This window comes from Pseudomonas sp. WP18 (assembly GCF_036689585.1).
GTDB lineage: Bacteria > Pseudomonadota > Gammaproteobacteria > Pseudomonadales > Pseudomonadaceae > Aquipseudomonas > Aquipseudomonas chlororaphis_E.
On the sequence record NZ_CP144758.1, the window covers coordinates 746,558 to 766,568 of the forward strand.

A 20,011-nucleotide genomic window follows, 5' to 3' on the forward strand; every position below is an offset into this window, starting at 1 on the left:
GGTCTACCAAGGGCAGAATCGTAAGTGCCTGAAGTTATTGCGTTTGAGTTACAGGTTTATGACTGAATCGGTGGATTCCGATGAAAAAGTGGCACTTTGCCTGGCCGCCTGCACGCGGTTGCGTCCGGCGTGCTTGGCCCGGTACAGCGCCTCGTCCGCCTGGCTCGCCATCATCAGGCTGTCGGAGTCATCGCTCATCTCCACCACGCCGGCGCTGAAGGTGCACCACAAGTCATGGGGCTGGGCCGGGTAGTGGATTTCGGCAAAGCGCTGGCGGATTTCATCCAGCACCTTGCAGGCCGCCTCGATGTCGGTGTCGGGCATGACGATGGCGAACTCTTCGCCCCCGTAGCGGCCGATGAAATCGGTCTTGCGCAGACGCTGCTTGAGAAACAGCGCCAGGCTCTTGATCACCCGGTCACCCATGGGGTGGCCATGGCTGTCATTGACCCGCTTGAAGTGGTCGATGTCGAGCATGGCGAAACTCAGCGGCTTGCCTTCCCGGCGGGCGCGGAAACTGCAATCTTCGAGCAACTGCAGGATGTGCGTGTGGTTGTACAGCCCGGTGAGGCTGTCGCGCACCATCCGCGCCTTGAGGTTGCGCGCCCGTGCCGCGCGGTTGCGCACGGTGGTGATCAGGTGGCGGGGCTTGATCGGTTTGGTCAGGAAGTCGTCGCCGCCTTCGCTCATGGCATCGAGCTGCTTGTCCAGGTCGTCTTCGGCGGACAGGTAGATGATCGGCACGCTGACGTAGCGGTCGTTGTGGCGGATCACCTTGGCCAACTCGGTGCCGGTGCAGGCGGGCATGTACATGTCGAGGATGATCAGGTCGGGCTGGAAGTCCGCCAGCTCGGCCATGGCCTGGATCGGCTCGATCAGCGTGCGGGTGACGATGCCGGCACTGTTGAGCAGGCGCTCGGTGTGCAGGGCCTGGGCGCGGGAGTCATCGATGATCAGCACTTTGTAGGGCTCGTACTGGGCGACGCAGGTCAGCACTTCGATTTTTTCCAGCAGGCTCGAGGCTTCGAGCGTGCCGGTGAGGAACTCCTGCCCGCCGGCCCGCACGGCCGCCAGGCGTGTCGGCGTGTCGGTTTCCAGCAAACTGAAGAACAGCAGCGGCAGCGGCTGGTCCAGGCCTTCCTGGGCTTCGGCGGCCAGTTTCAGGCCGGCGCCGGGGCCGCTGAAATCCACGTCCATGACAATCGCCGCCGGCAGGCGCTCGACCATCGTCGCCCGAAATGCCGCGACGCTGTCCAGGGCCTGGGCACTGAGACCGAAGAATTCCAATTGCTTGGCCAGGCGCTCGGCGCGGTCGTGGTCTTGCAGCAGTACATAGATGGGTTTGCGCAGCGGCGGCAGGAAGGTCTGTTCGAGTTGGTCGCCATGGCGCAGGCCGGTGCGCGACAGGCGCTGCATCAGGCGGTTGATTTCGGTGATCAGGTGGCTGCTCAGGCGTCCGCGGTTGGCGTCCACTGCCTGCAACGACTGACTGATGCCTTGGGCGAGCTGGGTGTGTTCGGGTTGTTCGAAGCGTTCGGCAAAACGCAGCAGCCGCAGATTGGCTTCGCTGAGCTCGGAAAGATCGGTGCTGGACCACTCGCTGCGCTGCAGGCGCTGCCAGATCTCCAGGATCTGACGAGCCTGGTGAATTACCCGCTGGGCAAAGTGATGCTTGAGGCGCTCGCGGCTGGGGTCTTCTGGCTCGGTCATATCCTGACTACTAGTTAGGCTGCATGCTGAGGTCGACTGGTGGCTCTATGCTAGCACCTCTTTTCCCTTGCATCAGTGTCATACGTCAATAATCTGTCCAACCGCGACATTCAGTTAATGACCGGCCAGTTTCGAAGACCGACGGCGGCGCTTCATTTATAGTGGCTGCTCGACGACCCTGCCAGGGCAGGCCTGATTGGCCGCCACATTATCGCGTTTCAAATCAGGCACGATGGCGTAGGGTTGTGGTCGAACCGAGAACTCAAGTGATTGAAGGGATATCGCCATGCTGGACTGGAAAAACCGCGCGGGCAGCGCGCCTGAACGTGCCGCCGAACCGAAATCGGACACCCGCAGCTACCTGGGTGGGCTGTTGTTCAGTCGGGCATTGGCGACGCTGGTCGGCCTGTACTTGCTGGTGACCATCGCCCTGGGTTGGTATTGGAGCCAGGAGCCGGCGCTGTTCCCGGTGCAGCAGAACGCCCAGGCGGCAGCCGAGCGGGACGGCCGGCAAATGGTGGTGGGCTACACCACCGTCGAGACCCTCAAGACCGTGGCCGGCACCTTGCTGACCAAACCGGGCGGCTACATTTCCAACGACCGTTTCCCGCCGGGCCTGTGGATGGACAACATGCCGAGCTGGGAATACGGCGTGCTGGTGCAGGTTCGCGACCTGAGCCGCGCCTTGCGCAAGGACTTCGCCCGTTCCCAGTCACAGTCCGCCGAAGACGCCGATCTGGCCAAGGCCGAGCCGCGCTTCAACTTCGATAACCGCAGTTGGGTGCTGCCCTCCAGTGAGTCGGAGTACCAGGAAGGCATCAATTCCCTGAGCCGCTACCAGGCACGCCTGTCCGATCCGGCCCAGAAGAGCGCGCTGTTCTACGCCCGTGCCGACAACCTGAACAACTGGCTGGGGGATGTCGGCACTCGCCTGGGTTCGTTGTCCCAGCGCCTGTCGGCCAGCGTGGGCCGGGTCAAGCTCAACACGTCGCTGAAAACCGAAATTCCGGCGCCGGGCCAGGTGCCGCAGGTGGATGAAGAAGTCGTCGAGACCCCATGGATGCAAATCGACAACGTGTTCTACGAGGCGCGCGGCCAGGCATGGGCGCTGTCGCATTTGCTGCGGGCCATCGAGGTGGACTTCGCCGACGTGCTGGCGAAGAAGAACGCCACCGTCAGCGTCCGGCAGATCATTCGTGAACTGGAAGCGTCCCAGGAACCGGTCTGGAGCCCGATGATCCTCAATGGCAGCGGCTTCGGCGTGTTGGCGAACCATTCGCTGGTGATGGCCAACTACATTTCCCGGGCCAACGCAGCGGTCATCGACCTGCGGCAACTGCTGAACCAGGGCTGATCGATGAGCGAAAGCGCCCGGGAGGTCGCCCACCGAGCGGCCTCGGATGCCGAGCTGATCGCCTGGGTCGATGAACACGACAACCTGCTGGGCAGCCTGGTGCGCTCGGACCTGCGTGAGCGCGGGCTGATCGGGCGCGGCACCTACATCCTGTTGTTCAACTCGGCCGGTGAACTGTGTGTTCACCGGCGCACGTTGAGCAAGGCGATCTACCCGGGGTTCTGGGACGTGGCGGCGGGCGGCATGGTGCAGGCCCACGAGACCTACACCGAATCGGCCGCCCGGGAGCTGGCCGAGGAACTGGGCGTGAGCGGCGTCGCGCTGACCGCCCACGACCACTTCTATTTCGAGGACACCGGCAGCCGGCTGTGGTGCTCGGCGTTCTCGGCGGTGTGGGACGGCCCCCTGGTGCTGCAACCGGAAGAAGTGCTCGAAGCGCGGTTTATGCCCATCGACCAGGTGCTGGATGAAATCCGCCGCAAGCCTTACTGCCCGGACTCGCTGGCGGCGTTGGAGCGCTATTTGCGCGCCCACGGCGATGGCGTCGCAAAGAAGCTATAAATTGGCGCCGATTGGCCCTTAGCAAGTCGGCTTTTTGCCGTTACACTGCGCGACTTTTCAAGCTGAACCGACGTCTGCGGTCCAGTAGCGCTGCCCCTGCCTGAGTGGGGCTTCGCGGTCGAGGCATTGCTCTCTCGACCAGTCTTTGTCCTCCCGAGAGGATTGCCGGTGGCCAAAAAAGCCGCATCCTTCGCCGCCTTGGGCGGCCTGGTATTTTCTACCGACGCCGGTCGTCATTGCCCTGATTGCCGTCAACCGGTGGATGCCTGCATCTGCAAACAGACCGTCATCCCTGCCGGTGATGGCATTGCCCGCGTGCGCCGCGAAAGCAAGGGTCGCGGCGGCAAGACGGTGACCACGATCACCGGTGTGCCGTTGGCCGAAGACGCGCTCAAGGAATTGGCGACGACGTTGAAGAAACGCTGTGGCACCGGTGGCGCGTTGAAGGACGGCGTCATCGAGATCCAGGGCGATCACGTCGAGCTGTTGCTGGCCGAATTGGTCAAGCACGGTTTCAAGGCCAAGAAATCCGGCGGCTAGCAGCCTCTGTGAAAACCACCCTCGGCTTGATCCGAACGTACGGTTCGCGGTCGCCCGCATGGTTTTCACAGAGCCTGTTCTGAACGGGTTTCTAAACTCAGCGCTGCCAGCAGGGTCTACCCTGCTGACAGACAATTCGTCATTCTCACTCTCTAGACTGCCCCAGCCTCCGACCGGATGGTGCATTTTGACTTCTTTATAGGGGACTTCGATGTCCGTACGACGCACACGCAAAGACGATGGCAGCCAATGGACAGTTGCGGACAGCCGCAGTGTTTACGGGATTCGCCATTGGGGGGCCGGGTATTTCGCGATCAATGACGCCGGTCGCGTCGAAGTCCGTCCGAACGGTCCCGGCAGCTCGCCCATCGACCTGTTCGAGCAAGTCGAGCAACTGCGCCAGAGCGGCCTGTCGCTGCCCTTGCTGGTGCGCTTCCCCGACATTCTGCAAGACCGCGTGCGCCAGCTCACCGGTGCGTTCGACAGCAACATCGCGCGTCTGGAATACCAGAGCCAATACACCGCGCTCTACCCGATCAAGGTCAACCAGCAGGAAGCGGTGATCGAGAACATCATCGCCACCCAGAACGTTTCCATCGGCCTGGAAGCCGGTTCCAAGCCGGAGCTGCTGGCGGTGCTGGCGCTGGCGCCGAAGGGCGGGACTATCGTCTGCAACGGCTACAAGGACCGTGAGTTCATCCGCCTGGCGCTGATGGGCCAGAAACTGGGCCACAACGTTTTCATCGTCATCGAGAAAGAGTCCGAAGTCGGCCTGGTGATCGAAGAGGCGACCTCGCTCAAGGTCAAGCCACAGGTCGGCCTGCGGGTGCGCCTGTCGTCCCTGGCATCGAGCAAGTGGGCCGATACCGGCGGCGAGAAATCCAAGTTCGGCCTGTCGGCCGCGCAACTGTTGTCGGTGGTCGAGCGCTTCCGCGCCGCGGGCCTGGACCAGGGCATCCGTCTGTTGCACTTCCACATGGGTTCGCAAATCGCCAACCTGGCGGACTACCAGCACGGCTTCAAGGAAGCGATCCGCTACTACGGCGAGCTGCGCAACCTTGGCCTGCCGGTGGACCACATCGACGTGGGCGGTGGTCTGGGCGTGGACTACGACGGCACCCACTCGCGCAATGCCAGTTCGATCAACTACGACATGGACGACTACGCCGGTGTCGTGGTCGGCATGCTCAAGGAGTTCTGCGACGCCCAGGGCCTGCCGCATCCGCACATTTTCTCCGAAAGCGGCCGGTCGCTGACCGCCCACCACGCCATGCTGGTGGTGCAGGTGACCGACGTCGAGAAGCACAACGACGACGTGCCGGTGATCGACAACAAGCTGGAGCTGCCGGAAACCGTGCAATGGCTGGTGGACCTGTTGGGGCCGACTGACATCGAGATGGTCACCGAGACCTACTGGCGTGCCACCCACTACATGAGTGACGTGGCCGCGCAGTACGCCGACGGCAAGTTGACCCTGGCCGAGAAAGCCCTGGCCGAGCAGTGCTACTTCGCCGTTTGCCGGCGCCTGCACAATTCGCTGAAGGCTCGCCAGCGGTCCCACCGCCAGGTGCTGGACGAACTCAACGACAAGCTGGCCGACAAGTACATCTGCAACTTCTCGGTGTTCCAGAGCCTGCCGGACACCTGGGCCATCGGCCAGGTATTGCCGATCCTGCCGTTGCATCGCCTCGACGAAGAGCCGATGCGCCGTGCCGTGCTGCAAGATCTGACCTGCGACTCCGATGGCAAGATCAAGCAGTACGTCGACGAGCAGAGCATCGAGACCAGCCTGCCGGTGCATGCCCTCAACACGGGCGAAGACTACCTGCTGGGCATCTTCCTGGTGGGCGCCTACCAGGAAATCCTGGGCGACATGCACAACCTGTTCGGTGACACCGACTCGGTGAACATTTACCAGAACGCCGACGGCAGTGTGTACCACGCCGGTATCGAGACCCACGACACCATCGAGGACATGCTGCGCTACGTGCACCTGTCGCCGGAAGAGTTGATGACTCACTACCGCGACAAGTGCGCCAGCGCCCGGATCAGCGCTGCCGAGCGCACCCAGTTCCTGGACGCCTTGCGCCTGGGCCTGACGCGTTCGTCGTATCTGTCTTCTTGATGGGGGCCTGAGCGTCCACCGAACCTGTGGCGAGGGGATTTATCCCCGTTCGGCTGCGAAGCAGCCGTAAAACCGGCTAACGAGATTTGCCTGTTGCTCCACAGACTGGGTTCTGGGGCCGCTTCGCAGCCCAACGGGGATAAATCCCCTCGCCACAGGGGCTCCGGCGCCATTTTCAACTGGACGGCAAATGCCCTTCGCTCTGTCAGAAACTGCATCGCATACTGCGGGAGTTTTCGGACAGTCCTGAAGGGCATTTTTGTTTGTGCCGGTGTTATTTCCGCGCATCGGCGCACATAACCGGCGTAGTCCTAATTTCGTGTAGTCCCTTTCCTAACTTGTACTTCAGCCCTCTACTCGGCCATGGCTCTCGGCGAGAATCCTCGGCCGCCCCTCCTGTAGAGAAACGCCGATGTCCGATCCAGCCCGCGAGTCAGCCTTTCGTCTGGAGATAGCCGGTCTGCCCGAACCCTTGGTCGTCGTGGCCTTCACGGGCAGCGAAGCCATCAGCGAACCCTTCGCCTATGAGGCGCAATTGTTGCTCCCCGACGCCCCCGTGGACTTGGCCGGGCTGCTGTACCGCAACGTGTGGCTGAGCTTCGGCGCGCCGGGTCGAGGCATTCATGGGCAATTGCACGAACTGCTCGAGCAGCCTCCGGGCGCCGGCTGCCGGGTGCGTATCGGGCCGAAGCTGGCTTGCCTGGCGCAGCGCTTCAGCCAACGGGTGTTCGCTGCTCGCTCGGTGCCGCAGATCCTGCGCCAGGTGCTCCGGGAACATGGCATCGGCGGCCGGCACCTGTGCCTGGACCTGAGCGGCGATTACCCTGCGCAAGACTTCTGCACCCAATACCGGGAGTCGGACCTGCAATTTCTCCAACGGCTGTGCGCGCAAGCCGGCATCCATTTTCATTTCGAACAGACCCCGGACGGACATTGCCTGGTTTTCACCGACAGTCCAGACCGTTTCCCGTTGGTGGGCGAGGCGGTTTATGGCGACCACCGGCCAGCGCCGGGCGTCCGGGCCTTCAGTGTGCAGAGCACGCTGCCGGGCGCACAGGTTGCCCGGGGGCGCAGCGACCTGAAGAACCTGCACGTTGGCCGAGCGGTGACGCTGGCAGCGCATCCCCTGGAGGGCTGGAACCGCTGCTGGCTGCTGACCGGCGTCGAGCACCGCGGCCAGGCGGGGGTGTATGGCAACCAGTTCAAGGCCATCCCCCAGGGCGCGCCGTGGCAGACGGTCCCGCGGGCGACGAAGCCGCGCATGGCGAGCCGGCAACGGGGTTGGGTGGTCGCGGTGGATGAGCCGGCGATGCAAGAAGCTGGGCGTGTGGCGGTGCAGTTCGACTGGGTCTACCAGGGCGAGGGCGCCCGTTCCAGCCATTGTTGGCTGCCGTTGGCGCCCGAGTTGCTGGCGGGGGCGGACGAGTTGCGCGAGGGCACCGAGGTGTTGGTGAGCTTTATCGAAGGCGATCCGGATCGTCCGCTGATCAGTGCCTTTCTCGACGGGCCCGCGTTGGCTGCGCCGGCTGAGCCGGCGGCCGCCCCGATCGCCCACCGCGCACCGGGGCCGGCGGTTGCCGACCCGATGCTCCTGTCGGCGATCCGCAGTGCCGAGCCGCTGGTCTTGTTGTGCCTGCTACCCGGCGGCGGCAGTTTCAGCCATTGCGCCGAGGCGTTGTGCACCTGCCGGTTGCTCACCCAGCCCGGCGCGGGTATCGCGCCGTGAGCGCCGGCACCCTGGCCGGGTCCCATTGGTTGCTGCTCGACGTACCGAGTGCGCCCGACGCGACGTGGCGCCTGCAAGAACAGTTCGCGGGGGTTCAGGCCGAGGTGCTGTTCGACGACACCGAGTTGCACGGCCTCGGGGAGCACAGCCCACTGTTGCTGGATCTTCGGCGAGCGGGTGGGTTGGTCAGTCTCTGTCATCTGGATCCGCAGGCCTGGCCGGGGCTGGTGTTGATCAGCAGTGCGTCGGCGGAACAACTGCTGGCGCATCTGCGGCGAATGCTGACGGTGACCTTGGGCCTGCACCACAAAGCGTTGCTGAACTATTACAACCCGCACACCGCCAGCTATTTTTTCGACGGTTGCGACCCGCAGGAACTCAGTTGCTGGCTGGGGCCCATCAGCCAGGTGCGCTGGTTCGGTGGCACCTGGGCCGACCGCGCCATCGGCAGCCTGGGCTGGCAGCAACTGACCAATCCCGGGTTGCCGGTGACGGCGCTGGAGAACGAACACAGCCTCAGTGATCGGCAGCAACGCCAACTCCAGCAATGCCTGCTGGAGCGCCACGCCTGGCGCTGGTCGCGCGCCATCGGGCGTGATTATCACTTGCTCTGGAAGCGCTTTCAGGAGGGGCTGGGGCTGGGGTTCACCGAACAGGCGTTGCTCGATGACTGGTTGTGGCTTCGCCTGCAACACCCCGATGCCCGGCCGGTGCCGAAGTTGGAAGGCCGGTCGCCACGGGAATACCTCGATCAGCTACGCCGGGCATGGCAGGGCGGTCCGGGGTGAGATGTCATGGGCCGGGGCTGCCCAGCCATTGATCGCGCCGCTGCAGATGCCAGGCGATGGCCCCGAGGGTCAGGCTGCGCAAGGCCATGAACAGCAGGAAGGTGATCCACAACCCGTGGTTGCCCAAGCCTTGCAGCGCCCAGGCGACAGGCAGTACCAGCAACAGCGTCAGCAGCATGCCGTTGCGCATTTCCCGGGCGCGGGTGGCGCCGATGAACAGCCCGTCGAGCAGGTAGCTCCAGACCGCAATCAGCGGCAGGGCCGCCAGGTAAGGCAGATACTGGTCGGCGGTGGCGCGCACGTCGGGAATGTCGGTTTGCATCGCGATGAACAGGTGGCCGGCGAGCAGGAACAGCAGCGCGAACCCAAGGCTTGCAATCAGCGACCAGCCGCAGGCCACCACCAGCGAACGGCGCAGGGCGAGGCGATCGCGGGCGCCGATGGCATGCCCGCACAAAGCTTCCACCGCGTGGGCGAGGCCGTCCAGGGCGTGGGCGGTCAGCAGCAGGCCGTTGAGCAGCAGGGCATTGGCTGCCACGGTCGCGTCCCCTAGCCGCGCGCCTTGCACGGTGATCAGGAAGAACACCGCTTGCAGCGCCAGGCTGCGAATGAAAATGTCCCGGTTCACCGCCAGCAGTGGGCGCCAGCTCTGCCACCGCCCCAAGGCTGCCCAGGCCACCTGTCCGGGCCAGGCCCGCAGAGTCTTGCGTGCCAGGGCCAGGCCGACCAGCGCACCGGTCCACTCGGCAATCACCGAGGCCCGGGCCGAACCGGCCACGCCCCAGTCCAGGCCGATCACGAACCACAGGTTCAGGGCGATGTTCACCAGGTTGGTCACCAGCAGGATCGCCAGCGGCGCTCGGGCATTCTGGGCACCGAGGAACCAGCCCACCAATGCATAGCTGGCCAGCGCCGCCGGTAGGCCGAAGAGCCGGGTGTGGAAAAAGTCGCGGGTCAATTGGTCGAGTTCGGCCGATGGCTGCATGAAGTGCAACGCCACGCCACTCAGCGGTACGCCGACGGCGCCGAGCACCACCGCCAGCCCCATCGCCAGCAACAGGCCTTGCACCAGCACCTGCCGCAGCGCCGCGCCATCGCCACGTCCGGCGGCCTGGGCGGCGAACCCGGTGGAGCCCATGCGCAGGAAACCCATGGCCCACGCCAGCACGGTATACAGACTCGCCCCGACCGCCACCGCGCCCAGCTGATGGGCATGGGGCAAATGGCCGATGACCGTACTGTCCACCAGCGCCACCAGCGGCACGGAAATGTTCGAGAGAATCATCGGCGCCGCCAGCGCCCAGACCCGGCGATGGGTAAGGCGGTCGCGCCAGTCGGTGATCAGGTGGGACATGCGGGCTCCTTGATGGAGCGCAATTGTAGCGGGTTCTCTGGATGATCGTTTCCAGTCCCTGCGAAGCACGCCGCACTTCGCAGGCCCGTTTTTTGTGGCGAGGGGATTTATCCCCGTTCGGCTGCGAAGCAGTCGTAAATCCGACTAACGCGGTTTACCTGATGTACCGCATGGCCTGGGTTTGGGGCTGCTGCGCAGCCCAGCGGGGATAAATCCCCTCGCCACAACTGTGCTCCTGCATAGGCTCGTGCGACCTCAGTGAATGATCCAACTCAACAACCACAACCCCAATACCAACCAGATAATCCCCATGATGATCGAGGCCCGCATAAAGGCGCGGATCGCCGAATACAGCATCATCAACCCGATGATCAGCGCGATGATGCTGATGATCGAGGTGTCCATGCCCAAGGTGCGCGCCAGGCCGTCGACGAAGTTGCCGCCGGCGTGGGCCAGGGTGTTGAACAGGCCGCTGAGCAGGTCGACGATGAAGCGGATCACCGAACCGAGCGCTTGGCCGAGCCATTCGAAAAAGCTTTCTACCTGCATGTGTGCATCCTGATGAGGGGGATCCGGGTTGAACTGTGTCTGATTGTAGGAGCTGTTGGCGTCGCGATGGTTCGATTATGGGGCAAATTGCCACGCGCACCGAGAGGCTTGCCTTCCCCGGTCATCCCCCCGAAGCTATGCGCATTCAGGAGAGCCCGATGAACCTTGTTGAACTGACCGAACGCCTGCACGCCATTCGTGACCGTAACGATTGGCGGCGCTTCCACAGCCCGAAGAACCTCGCCATGGCCGCCTGCGTGGAAATGGCCGAGCTGGTGGAGATTTTCCAGTGGCTGACCGAGGATCAGTCCCGCCAGTTGCCGGCAGACACCCTGGCCCATGCCGGGCAGGAAGTCGGTGACATCGTGTTGTACCTGTTGCTGTTGTGCAGCGAATTGGGCCTGGACATGGACGCCGTGGTGCGCAGCAAGCTGGCCGACAGCGAGCGGCGGTTCGGCCAATGAGCGACCGTCATTTCGACCAGTTGGCCACGCGGTTTGCCGAGAAAATCTACGGCGGGGCCAAGGGCGCGATCCGCCTGGCGGTGCTTCAGGCCGATCTGTTGGAAACCTTGCCGGATCGCCCGCTGCGGGTGCTGGATATCGGCGCGGGTCTGGGCCATATGTCGCTGTGGCTGGCCGAGCGCGGTCACCAGGTGACCCTCGCCGAGCCGGCCGAGCCCATGCTCGAAGGTGCCCGCCAACGCTTCGCCGTGGCGGGGCAGCAGGCAACGTTCATCCAGGCGCCGTGGCAGGATCTGCTTGGCCAGCTCACCGAGCCCTACGACATGGTGCTGTGCCATGCGGTGCTCGAATGGCTGGCCGAGCCCCATGCCATCCTGCCGGTGCTGCATCAGCTCACGGCGCCGGGCGGCTGGTTGTCCCTGGCGTTCTACAACCGCGATGCGCTGGTCTATCGCAACCTGCTCAAGGGGCATTTCCGCAAGTTGCGCAAAAATGACATGGCCGGCGAAAAACAGAGCCTGACACCGCAACAACCCCTTGATCCGCGCGCGTTGGCGGCGCAACTTGAAGGCCTGTGGCAGGTCGAAAACCAGAGTGGCGTGCGGGTTTTCCATGACTACATGCCCGTGGAATTCCAAGGGCGCGTGGAGCTGGCGCAGTTGCTGGAGATGGAGCTGGCCCACCGTCGCCATCCCGCGTTTGCCGGATTGGGACGTTATCTGCACTGGATCTGCCGTCCTCGCTGATCCAGCGGCACTGGAGAGCAACATGAAAGGTCGTTCAGGGGTATTGGTGCTGTGCCTGGGGCTTTCGGCCTGCCAGGGCAGCAACCCGTATGTCGCCACTTCCAACCCGCTGCCGCCGGCACCACCGGAAGCCGCCCAGGTGTTCGACCGCAGTGCGTACCCCGCGCCGCCTCGAGACTACGGGCGCTACCGCAGTTGGGCCTGGCGCAACGGGCAACTGCCGCCGGGCACTGCGTGGGCGGACTCGGCCCAGGTGGCCGAGGCAGTGAGTAACGCGCTGGACCAGCGCGGCCTGCGCCCGCTGCACGACAATCGGCCGGCCGACCTCTTCGTCAGCGCCGACCTGCGCCTGGAAACCCGCCTGCGCCAGGTGCGCGATGACTACGACACCGGCTACTACGGCGGCTACAACCGCTACGGCCCCGGCTATGGCCCTGGGTACGGCATGTATCACACGGTGCCGGTGGTGCGCACGTACCAGGAGCAGGTGGTGGTCGTGCGTGTCGAGCTGTTCGACGCGCGCAATGGCCAGCCGGTCTGGAGCGCCAGCGCCGAAACCAGCCAGCGCGGCAGCCAGGGTGCACGCACGGACGCTATCCGCGAAGCGGTGGAAAAAGCCATGTCGGCGTATCCGCCCAGTTGATCCTGCAACGGAGAAAAACCATGTTGCGCCGTCTTGCCTTACTGTCTTTTGCGCTGCTGCTGGGCGCCTGTGCCTCCAACCAGGTCAATCACGACTTCGACACCAGCCGCGATTTCGCGGCGTACCGCAGTTGGAGTTGGAAAGAGCCGGCGCTGCAATACCGTCCCGATGACCCGCGCATCAAGAGCGACCTGACCGAACAACGCATCCGTCAGGCCGTTGCCGATCAACTCGACCAACGCGGCCTGCGCCCGGTGGCGGCGGGTGGTCGGGCGGATGTGTTGGTCCAGGCTTACCTGATCGTCGAGGATCGCCAGCAGCAGGTGACCACGAACTATGGCGGTGGTTGGGGCGGTCCCTGGAACGGCTATTGGGGCGGGCCGATGTACAACGAAACCCGCAACATCAGCTACAAGGTCGGCACCGTGCAGATCGACCTGCTCGATGGCAAGGACGGCAAGCTGGTGTGGCGGGGCAGTGATGAGCAGATCCTGAGCGACTCGCCGAACCCGACGGACCGTAACACCGCGGTACGGGAGACGGTGGGGCGGATCCTGTCGACCTATCCGCCGCGATAGCCAGTTTGGCGCCGTCCATTTCTGGGCGCGGGCCTGCCTGAGGCGTTGACGTTGGATGGGCCGACGTCTTCGCGAGCACGTTCGCTTCCACAGGAGGATGAATGCCAGCCGCAGAATCCCGGACAGCCTCCGTCCCATGTGGGAGCGGGCTTGCTCGCGAAGGCGGTCCCGCGGCCACTGCATTGCTCGCGGTCACCTTTCAGCCCGCCGGCCGCCAGCCTCCCACCATGTGTTCCAGATCCCCTGCCCCCATCAACCGCAAGTCCCCGCTGGACCCTGCCGCACTCGCCAGCAGTGTCACTTCACTGGGCAGGCGTACGGGTTTTTTGAAGGCCACCTCGATCTCGAGGTTGGCCTCGGGCAGGTGTTGATCCAGGGCGGCCAGGGTCCTGGCTTTGTTCCACAGGCCATGGGCGATGGCAGTCGGGAAGCCGAACAGTTTGGCGCTGGCGGCGCTCAGGTGAATCGGGTTGTAGTCGCCCGACACCTTGGCGTACTGCCGGCCAATGTCGGCCGGCGCGCGCCAGTGCGCCACCTCCATCAATGCCAGGCTGTTGGCGGGCGTGTCGGCCAGCGGTGTCCCATCCAGTTCGACACCCCTGCACAGCATCTGGCTGTGGGCTTGCCACAATAGCCCCAGTTGATCCTCCAGGCGGGTGACCAGGTCGAACACCGCGCCTTTGGGGTGAGGTTGCAGGTTCTCGACATTGACGCTGGCCCGCACCTGGTTGACGCCGCCCATGGGCCGCAGCACACGGATGCGGTTGGTCAAATGGATCAAGCCCAACAACGGAAACGGAAAGTCCCGGTCGGTAAGCAACTGCATTTGCAGGGCGAACGCCAGGACGTGGGGATAGGTCGGCGGCAGCAACCCGTTCTCGGCGAAGCCGCAGACCTTGCGATAGGCTGCCAGTCGCTGCGGGTCGACCTGGAGCACCTGGCGCAGCCCTTGTTCCGGCAAGGTCTTGCCGCTGATCTTGCGCCGCGTCGCCGCTTTCACGTAGAGCGCGGTCATCGACGGTGCGCCGCTGACCTCGTGCCATTGGATCGTCATGTCATGCTCCCAGCAGGCTTTGCCCACACACCCGCACGGCCTGCCCAGTGACGGCGCCCGTGCCGGGTTGCGCCAGCCACGCCACGGTTTCGGCGACATCCTGGGGCAGGCCGCCCTGGCCCAGGGAGCTCATGCGTCGCCCGGCTTCGCGCAGGGTGAAAGGAATCTCGGCGGTCATGCGCGTTTCAATGAAGCCCGGTGCCACGGCATTGATGCTGATACCGCGCGCCTGCAGCGTTGGCGCCCAGGCCTGCGCCAGGCCGATCAGGCCGGCCTTGCTCGCGGCATAGTTGGTCTGCCCGCGATTGCCGGCAATGCCGCTGATAGACGCCAGCAGGATGACCCGGCCATTGTCCCGCAGGGTGCCGCTGTCGAGCAGGGCCTTGGTCAGCACCTGCGGAGCGTTGAGGTTGACGGCCAGGACCGCGTCCCAGAATTCCGGGGTCATGTTGGCGAGGGTCTTGTCGCGGGTAATGCCGGCGTTGTGCACCACGATGTCGACGCCGTCGGGCAAGTGTTCGATCAATTGCGAAGGCGCGTCTTCGGCGCAGATATCCAGGGTCAGGCTGCGCCCGCTCAGACGTGCGGCCAGGGCGTCGAGATCGGCCTTGGCCTGCGGCACGTCCAGCAGGATCACGTCGGCGCCATCGCGGGCCAGGGTTTCGGCGATGGCGGCGCCGATCCCGCGGGCAGCCCCGGTGACCAGTGCCTTGAGCCCGGTGAGCGGCCTTGTCCAATCCTGGACCTGGGTGTCGCAAGCATTGAGGCGAACGACCTGCCCGGACACGAAGGCACTCTTGGGCGACAGGAAGAAGCGCAACGCACCTTCTAGCTGTGCCTCGGCCCCGTCGCCAACGTACAGCAGTTGCAGTGTCCCGCCGTGGCGCAACTCCTTGGCCAGGGACCGGCTGAAACCCTCCAGCGCACGCTGGGCACTGGCGGCGAACGGGTCGCTGAGCCGTTCCGGGGCGCGACCGAGGATGACTACGTGGGCGCTGCGGTCGAGATTTTTCATCAAGGGCTGGAAAAATTCGCGCAGTTGCTTGAGCTGGTCGGCCTGCACCAGGTGGCTGGCGTCATACACCACCGCCTTGATTTTCGGGCCGTGGCCGGGGATCCACTCGGTGGCCAGGCTCGGTTCGCCACCGTAGACGAAAATGGCGTCGGTCAGGCGTTTGGCGAACGTGCCGACCTGCTCGGTCAACGGCCCGCCGCCCAGCAGCAACGCGCCCTCGATCGGTCGCAGCCGCCCAGCCTGCCAGCGCTCCAGGCGCACCGGCGAGGGCAGGCCGAGGGCCCCGACCAGACGCAGGCCAACAGGTGAATTGGCGAAGTCGATATAGCGGTCAGACATGGAACACACTCCGGCTGATGAGGTTCCAAGTGTGGACCATGATTGGCAATCAGTCGTTCGATCGCCGAGATAAAGCCTAAGCTTGCGCAGGGAGCGGCGTTTTTTCAGGCCATTTGCGCATTCGAACCTACACGGGGAGTTCTTCATGACACAGCTACGCCGCGTCGCGATTATCGGTGGTAACCGCATTCCGTTCGCCCGCTCCAATGGGCCCTATGCCACCGCCAGCAACCAGGCGATGCTGACCGCCGCGCTCGAGGGACTGATCGAGCGCTACAACCTGCATGGCCTGCACATTGGCGAAGTCGCCGCCGGCGCGGTGCTCAAGCATTCCCGGGACATGAACCTGACCCGCGAATGCGTGCTGGGCTCGCGGCTGTCGCCCACCACGCCGGCCTACGATGTACAGCAGGCCTGCGGCACCGGCCTGGAAACGGTGTTGCTGGTGGCCAACAAGATTGCCCTCGGACAGATCGACAGCGCCATTGCCGGCGGCGTGGACACCACCTCCGACGCTCCGATTGCGGTCAATGAGGGGCTGCGCAGGATCCTGCTGCAAGCCAATCGTGCCAAGACCACCGCCGATAAGATCAAGGCCTTCCTGCAAGTGCGGCCCCAGCACCTGCTGCCCGACCTGCCGCGCATCAACGAACCGCGCACCGGCCTGAGCATGGGCGAGCACTGCGAGTTGATGGCCCAGACCTGGCAGATCCCTCGGGAGGCGCAGGATCAGTTGGCCCTGGAAAGCCATCAGAAAATGGCCGCGTCCTACGCCGAAGGTTGGCAAAACGACTTGATGACGCCGTTTCTCGGCCTGACCCGGGACAACAACCTGCGCCCCGACCTGACCCCGGAAAAACTCGCCTCGCTCAAACCGGCTTTCGAGAAGAGCGCCAAGGGCACCCTGACAGCAGGCAATTCCACGCCGTTGACCGATGGCGCCTCGCTGGTGCTGTTGGGAAGCGAAGAATGGGCCAAGGCGCAGGGCCTGCCGATCCTGGCGTACCTGCGCGATGGCGAAACGGCTGCGGTGGATTTCGTCCATGGTGCCGAAGGGTTGTTGATGGCGCCGGTCTACGCGGTGCCGCGGTTGCTGGCGCGCAACGGCCTGACCCTGCAGGATTTCGATTACTACGAGATCCATGAAGCATTCGCCGCCCAGGTGTTGTGCACCTTGAAGGCCTGGGAAGACCCGGACTACTGCAAGAGCCGCCTGGGCCTCGACGCCCCGCTGGGCGCCATCGACCGCAGCCGCTTGAACGTGAAGGGCAGCTCATTGGCCGCCGGGCATCCGTTCGCCGCCACGGGTGGACGCATCGTCGCCAACCTCGCCAAGTTGCTGGATGCCGCCGGGCGCGGCCGCGGGCTGATCTCCATCTGCGCGGCGGCCGGCCAGGGGGTGACGGCGATCATCGAGCGCTGAGGGCCGCCTCGTTCGCCTGGACGACCTGCGCCCGTCGGCGGCTGGCGTAGCGCTCGGCGAGGATCGAGCAGACGATCAACTGCAGCGGGTGGTAGATCATGATCGGCAGCAGGATCAGGCCCAGGCCGGGGTTGTTGCCAAAGATCAACGCGGCCATTGGCACCCCGGCGGCGAGGGATTTTTTGCTGGCGCAGAACACCGCGGCAATTTCATCGGCATTGCTGAACCGTAAGGCGCGTGCGGTGCGGGTGGTCATCCACAGGATGATCGCCAGCAGGATGGCGCTGCCCAGTGCCGCGCTGAGCAGCAGGCCGTTGCCTTGCTGCTGCCAGATTCCGGAGACCATCGAGTTGCAGAACGCCGCGTACACCAGCAGCAGGATCACCAGTTTGTCGATGACGTTGGTGTAGCGTTTGTAGCGGCCAAAGAACCCCGCCAGCCAACGCCGCAGGACCTGCCCGAGCACCAGCGGCAGCAGCAACATCAGGCACAGGTCGAGCAGGGTCGAGCCGAGGTCGATGCCCCCGGCGCCGCGCCCAACCACCAGGCTGACTAGCAAGGGCGTCAGCACCACCCCCAGTACGCTGGACAGGCTCGCGTTGAGAATCGCCGCGGGCACGTTGCCGCCGGCGCTACCGGTCAGGGCCACCGACGAGGAAATGGTCGAGGGCAGGGCGCACAGGTACAGGAAGCCCAGCATCAGCAGCGCCGGGACGTGACTGCCCACCAGCCAGTGACTGATCAGCCAGATCAGCGGGAACACGCCAAAGGTAAAACCTTGCACCATCAGATGCAGCCGGGTGTTTTTCAGGCCGTGGCGGATCTGCTCGCCGGACAGGTTGACCCCATGCAGGAAAAACACCACGAAGATGCCGATGTTGACGACCCATTCGGCATGCATGGCGCCGCCGGTGGCACCGAACGTAGGAAAGAAATAGGCCAGCAGCGTGGCGAGGACCATGCCGCAGAGGAACCAGTCGGTCACTATCCGTTTGAGGTGTCGGAAAATATGCATAGGGCACCGCAAGTTGTAAGAAAAGACGACTTAGCCTAACGTCGTCGCAAACAGTCGTCTTGCGACATAAGGCCAATCAATGCCGACTAACGGACACCAGCAACTCGAGCGCCGCATCCCCGACCTGACTCAACTGCCGCGGCCACTCTATGCCCGTGTCGAAAGCTTGAGCGCGGGGTCCTGGACCCAGGCCCATCGGCATGACTGGGTGCAGTTTTCCTACGCCATCAGTGGTGTTCTTGGCGTGCACACGGCCGCGGGCAGTTTCTTCGCGCCACCCCAGCGGGGCATCTGGATCCCGGCCGATCTGGAGCACCAGGTGGTGACGTCCACTCGGGCGGAAATGCGCAGCCTGTATGTCCATCGCCAGGCCTGCCCCTGGGCGGACGGGCGTTGCCGGGTCTTGGAGGTCACGCCGCTGGCGCGGGAGTTGATCAAGGTGTTCTGTCAGTTTCCGGCCGATTACCCCCAGGGCGATAGCCAGGAAGAACGCCTGGTGCAGGTGTTGCTCGACCAGTTGGCGACGCTGCCGGAAGTGGGGTTTTCCCTGCCGTTGCCCCGTCATGCCCGCCTGTTGGCGCTGTGCAACGAACTGATCGAGCAGCCCGAGCAAGGCGTCACGCTGCAAGCCTGGGCGGAACGCCTGGGGACGTCGGAAAAAACCCTGATGCGTTTGTTCCAGCGGGAAACCGGCCTGAGTTTCCGTGCCTGGCGCCAGCGCATGCGCTTGCTGTCGTCCCTGGGGGCGCTGGAGAAAGGCGACAGTGTCACCAGCGCGGCATTGTCCTGTGGCTATGATTCGACCTCCGCCTTCATTGCCGCCTTCAAGGGAATGTTTGGTTTCACCCCCGGGGAGTTGTTCAAGCATTGACGCCGGTGCTGGCCATGGATGCGGTTGTCAGCGCTTGTAGCAAATACCTTCGCCTCCCGTTACCGGCGCCGCGCTCGGCGTCGGCTATGATTCGGCACGTTCGATGCGATCCGGCACAGTGTGTGCATCGCAGGTTCATAGGTCGGCAACCCCTCCCCGTGGAGCGAGGATTGCCGTATAACGACTGTCATTCGCGTGTTCGGTAATAAAGGACCCACAATAAAAGCTGATGAAGACTCCAAAACGCATTGAACCCCTGATCGAGGACGGTCTGGTCGACGAAGTGCTGCGCCCACTCATGAGTGGTAAAGAAGCAGCTGTTTATGTGGTGCGCTGCGGCAACGAGTTACGTTGCGCCAAAGTCTACAAGGAGGCGAACAAGCGAAGTTTTCGTCAGGCGGCCGAATACCAGGAAGGCCGCAAGGTGCGTAACAGCCGGCAGGCCAGGGCCATGGCCAAGGGCTCGAAGTTCGGGCGCAAGGAGACCGAGGACGCCTGGCAGAACGCCGAGGTGGCGGCGCTGTTCCGGCTGGCGGGCGCCGGTGTGCGAGTCCCCAAGCCGTATGACTTTCTCGAAGGCGTGCTGCTGATGGAGCTGGTGGCCGATGAGTACGGCGATGCGGCGCCACGTTTGAACGATGTGGTGCTGGAGCCGGATCAGGCCCGTGAGTATCACGCGTTCCTGATTTCCCAGATCGTGCTGATGTTGTGTACCGGGCTGGTGCACGGTGACCTGTCCGAGTTCAACGTGCTGCTCACGCCGACCGGGCCTGTGATCATCGACCTGCCGCAGGCCGTGGATGCCGCGGGCAACAACCATGCTTTCAGCATGCTGGAGCGAGACGTGGGCAACATGGCGTCCTACTTCGGCCGGTTCGCCCCGGAACTCAAGCGCACCCGATACGCGAAGGAGATGTGGGCGTTGTATGAGTCTGGCACCTTGCACCCGGCCAGCGTGTTGACCGGCGAGTTCGACGAGCCTGAAGAACTGGCGGATGTGGGCGGGGTCATGCGCGAGATCGAGGCCGCCCGCCTGGATGAGCAACGCCGCCAGGCCGCCCGCACCGCCGACGATGCCCCCCCCGGCAAAACCGAAGAACCGCCTCCGCCCTGGATGCAATAAGCCCGGCCCGGTGAGTGAACCCTGTGGGAGCGG

General features: G+C 64.2%; 19 protein-coding genes. 13 read left to right on the top strand and 6 right to left on the bottom strand.

Translation table 11 applies throughout. From position 1 onward, the window contains the following. Positions 1 to 48: 48 nt before the first annotated feature. A complete protein-coding gene (locus V5F23_RS03175) occupies positions 49 to 1,710 on the bottom strand; it encodes a PleD family two-component system response regulator (RefSeq protein ID WP_047736014.1) in 1,662 nt (553 codons plus the stop codon). Positions 1,711 to 1,996: 286 nt separating this feature from the next. Between V5F23_RS03175 and V5F23_RS03180 the strand changes: the two genes are divergently transcribed. The 6 genes from V5F23_RS03180 (at position 1,997) to V5F23_RS03205 (ending at position 8,804) form a co-directional block, all read left to right on the top strand. Then, entirely contained in the window at positions 1,997 to 3,064 is a 1,068-nt protein-coding gene (locus V5F23_RS03180; RefSeq protein ID WP_042729007.1) for a DUF2333 family protein, read from the top strand. A 3-nt stretch (positions 3,065 to 3,067) separates the two neighbouring features. Next, a complete protein-coding gene (locus V5F23_RS03185) occupies positions 3,068 to 3,625 on the top strand; it encodes an NUDIX hydrolase (protein ID WP_212803352.1) in 558 nt (185 codons plus the stop codon). A gap of 168 nt (positions 3,626 to 3,793) precedes the next feature. Further along, positions 3,794 to 4,165, top strand: coding sequence for a translation initiation factor Sui1 (locus V5F23_RS03190; RefSeq protein WP_024781395.1), 372 nt, complete (start codon positions 3,794 to 3,796; stop codon positions 4,163 to 4,165). Positions 4,166 to 4,376: 211 nt separating this feature from the next. Further along, positions 4,377 to 6,290: an arginine decarboxylase gene (gene speA / locus V5F23_RS03195; RefSeq protein WP_042729005.1), complete on the top strand. Its 1,914-nt coding sequence runs from the start codon at positions 4,377 to 4,379 to the stop codon at positions 6,288 to 6,290. Between the two features lie 412 nt (positions 6,291 to 6,702). Next, the gene (locus V5F23_RS03200; RefSeq protein WP_338497533.1) at positions 6,703 to 8,016 is read left to right on the top strand and encodes a contractile injection system protein, VgrG/Pvc8 family; all 1,314 of its coding nucleotides are present in this window, start codon (positions 6,703 to 6,705) and stop codon (positions 8,014 to 8,016) included. Then, on the top strand, positions 8,013 to 8,804 hold the full coding sequence (locus V5F23_RS03205; RefSeq protein ID WP_338497534.1) for a DUF4123 domain-containing protein: 792 nt from the start codon (positions 8,013 to 8,015) through the stop codon (positions 8,802 to 8,804). Before V5F23_RS03200 ends, V5F23_RS03205 begins: the two co-directional genes overlap by 4 nt. Before the next feature lie 4 nt (positions 8,805 to 8,808). Here V5F23_RS03205 and V5F23_RS03210 read toward each other — a convergent pair whose 3' ends face one another. Further along, positions 8,809 to 10,158 (bottom strand): MATE family efflux transporter, encoded by a 1,350-nt coding sequence (locus V5F23_RS03210; RefSeq protein ID WP_338497535.1) that lies wholly within the window; start codon positions 10,156 to 10,158, stop codon positions 8,809 to 8,811. Positions 10,159 to 10,413: 255 nt separating this feature from the next. Continuing rightward, a complete protein-coding gene (locus tag V5F23_RS03215) occupies positions 10,414 to 10,707 on the bottom strand; it encodes a hypothetical protein (protein WP_042732630.1) in 294 nt (97 codons plus the stop codon). A 158-nt stretch (positions 10,708 to 10,865) separates the two neighbouring features. On the opposite strand from V5F23_RS03215, the gene V5F23_RS03220 reads away from it, so the two are divergent. The 4 genes from V5F23_RS03220 to V5F23_RS03235 are packed head-to-tail and all read left to right on the top strand — an operon-like array spanning position 10,866 to position 13,138. Next, positions 10,866 to 11,171 carry a MazG-like family protein gene (locus tag V5F23_RS03220; protein ID WP_338497537.1) on the top strand — a complete coding sequence of 102 codons (306 nt, stop codon included), beginning with the start codon at positions 10,866 to 10,868 and terminating at the stop codon, positions 11,169 to 11,171. Further along, positions 11,168 to 11,917 (top strand): methyltransferase domain-containing protein, encoded by a 750-nt coding sequence (locus V5F23_RS03225; RefSeq protein WP_338497539.1) that lies wholly within the window; start codon positions 11,168 to 11,170, stop codon positions 11,915 to 11,917. Before V5F23_RS03220 ends, V5F23_RS03225 begins: the two co-directional genes overlap by 4 nt. 22 nt (positions 11,918 to 11,939) lie before the next feature. Beyond that, positions 11,940 to 12,560 carry a DUF4136 domain-containing protein gene (locus V5F23_RS03230; RefSeq protein WP_338497541.1) on the top strand — a complete coding sequence of 207 codons (621 nt, stop codon included), beginning with the start codon at positions 11,940 to 11,942 and terminating at the stop codon, positions 12,558 to 12,560. A gap of 20 nt (positions 12,561 to 12,580) precedes the next feature. Continuing rightward, positions 12,581 to 13,138, top strand: coding sequence for a DUF4136 domain-containing protein (locus V5F23_RS03235; RefSeq protein WP_053147914.1), 558 nt, complete (start codon positions 12,581 to 12,583; stop codon positions 13,136 to 13,138). A gap of 199 nt (positions 13,139 to 13,337) precedes the next feature. Here V5F23_RS03235 and V5F23_RS03240 read toward each other — a convergent pair whose 3' ends face one another. Continuing rightward, positions 13,338 to 14,192: a MaoC/PaaZ C-terminal domain-containing protein gene (locus tag V5F23_RS03240; RefSeq protein ID WP_338497543.1), complete on the bottom strand. Its 855-nt coding sequence runs from the start codon at positions 14,190 to 14,192 to the stop codon at positions 13,338 to 13,340. Position 14,193: 1 nt separating this feature from the next. Continuing rightward, a complete protein-coding gene (locus V5F23_RS03245) occupies positions 14,194 to 15,546 on the bottom strand; it encodes a 3-oxoacyl-ACP reductase (protein ID WP_212803354.1) in 1,353 nt (450 codons plus the stop codon). Between the two features lie 145 nt (positions 15,547 to 15,691). Between V5F23_RS03245 and V5F23_RS03250 the strand changes: the two genes are divergently transcribed. Further along, positions 15,692 to 16,969, top strand: coding sequence for an acetyl-CoA C-acetyltransferase (locus V5F23_RS03250; RefSeq protein ID WP_212803355.1), 1,278 nt, complete (start codon positions 15,692 to 15,694; stop codon positions 16,967 to 16,969). Here the strand turns inward: V5F23_RS03250 and V5F23_RS03255 are convergent. Further along, a complete protein-coding gene (locus tag V5F23_RS03255; RefSeq protein WP_338474206.1) occupies positions 16,956 to 17,984 on the bottom strand; it encodes a bile acid:sodium symporter family protein in 1,029 nt (342 codons plus the stop codon). The genes V5F23_RS03250 and V5F23_RS03255 overlap by 14 nt on opposite strands. Positions 17,985 to 18,063: 79 nt before the next feature. Between V5F23_RS03255 and V5F23_RS03260 the strand changes: the two genes are divergently transcribed. Further along, positions 18,064 to 18,855 carry a helix-turn-helix transcriptional regulator gene (locus V5F23_RS03260; RefSeq protein ID WP_047736003.1) on the top strand — a complete coding sequence of 264 codons (792 nt, stop codon included), beginning with the start codon at positions 18,064 to 18,066 and terminating at the stop codon, positions 18,853 to 18,855. Positions 18,856 to 19,084: 229 nt separating this feature from the next. Next, the gene (locus tag V5F23_RS03265) at positions 19,085 to 19,978 is read left to right on the top strand and encodes a PA4780 family RIO1-like protein kinase (protein WP_338497548.1); all 894 of its coding nucleotides are present in this window, start codon (positions 19,085 to 19,087) and stop codon (positions 19,976 to 19,978) included. Positions 19,979 to 20,011 lie beyond the last annotated feature (33 nt).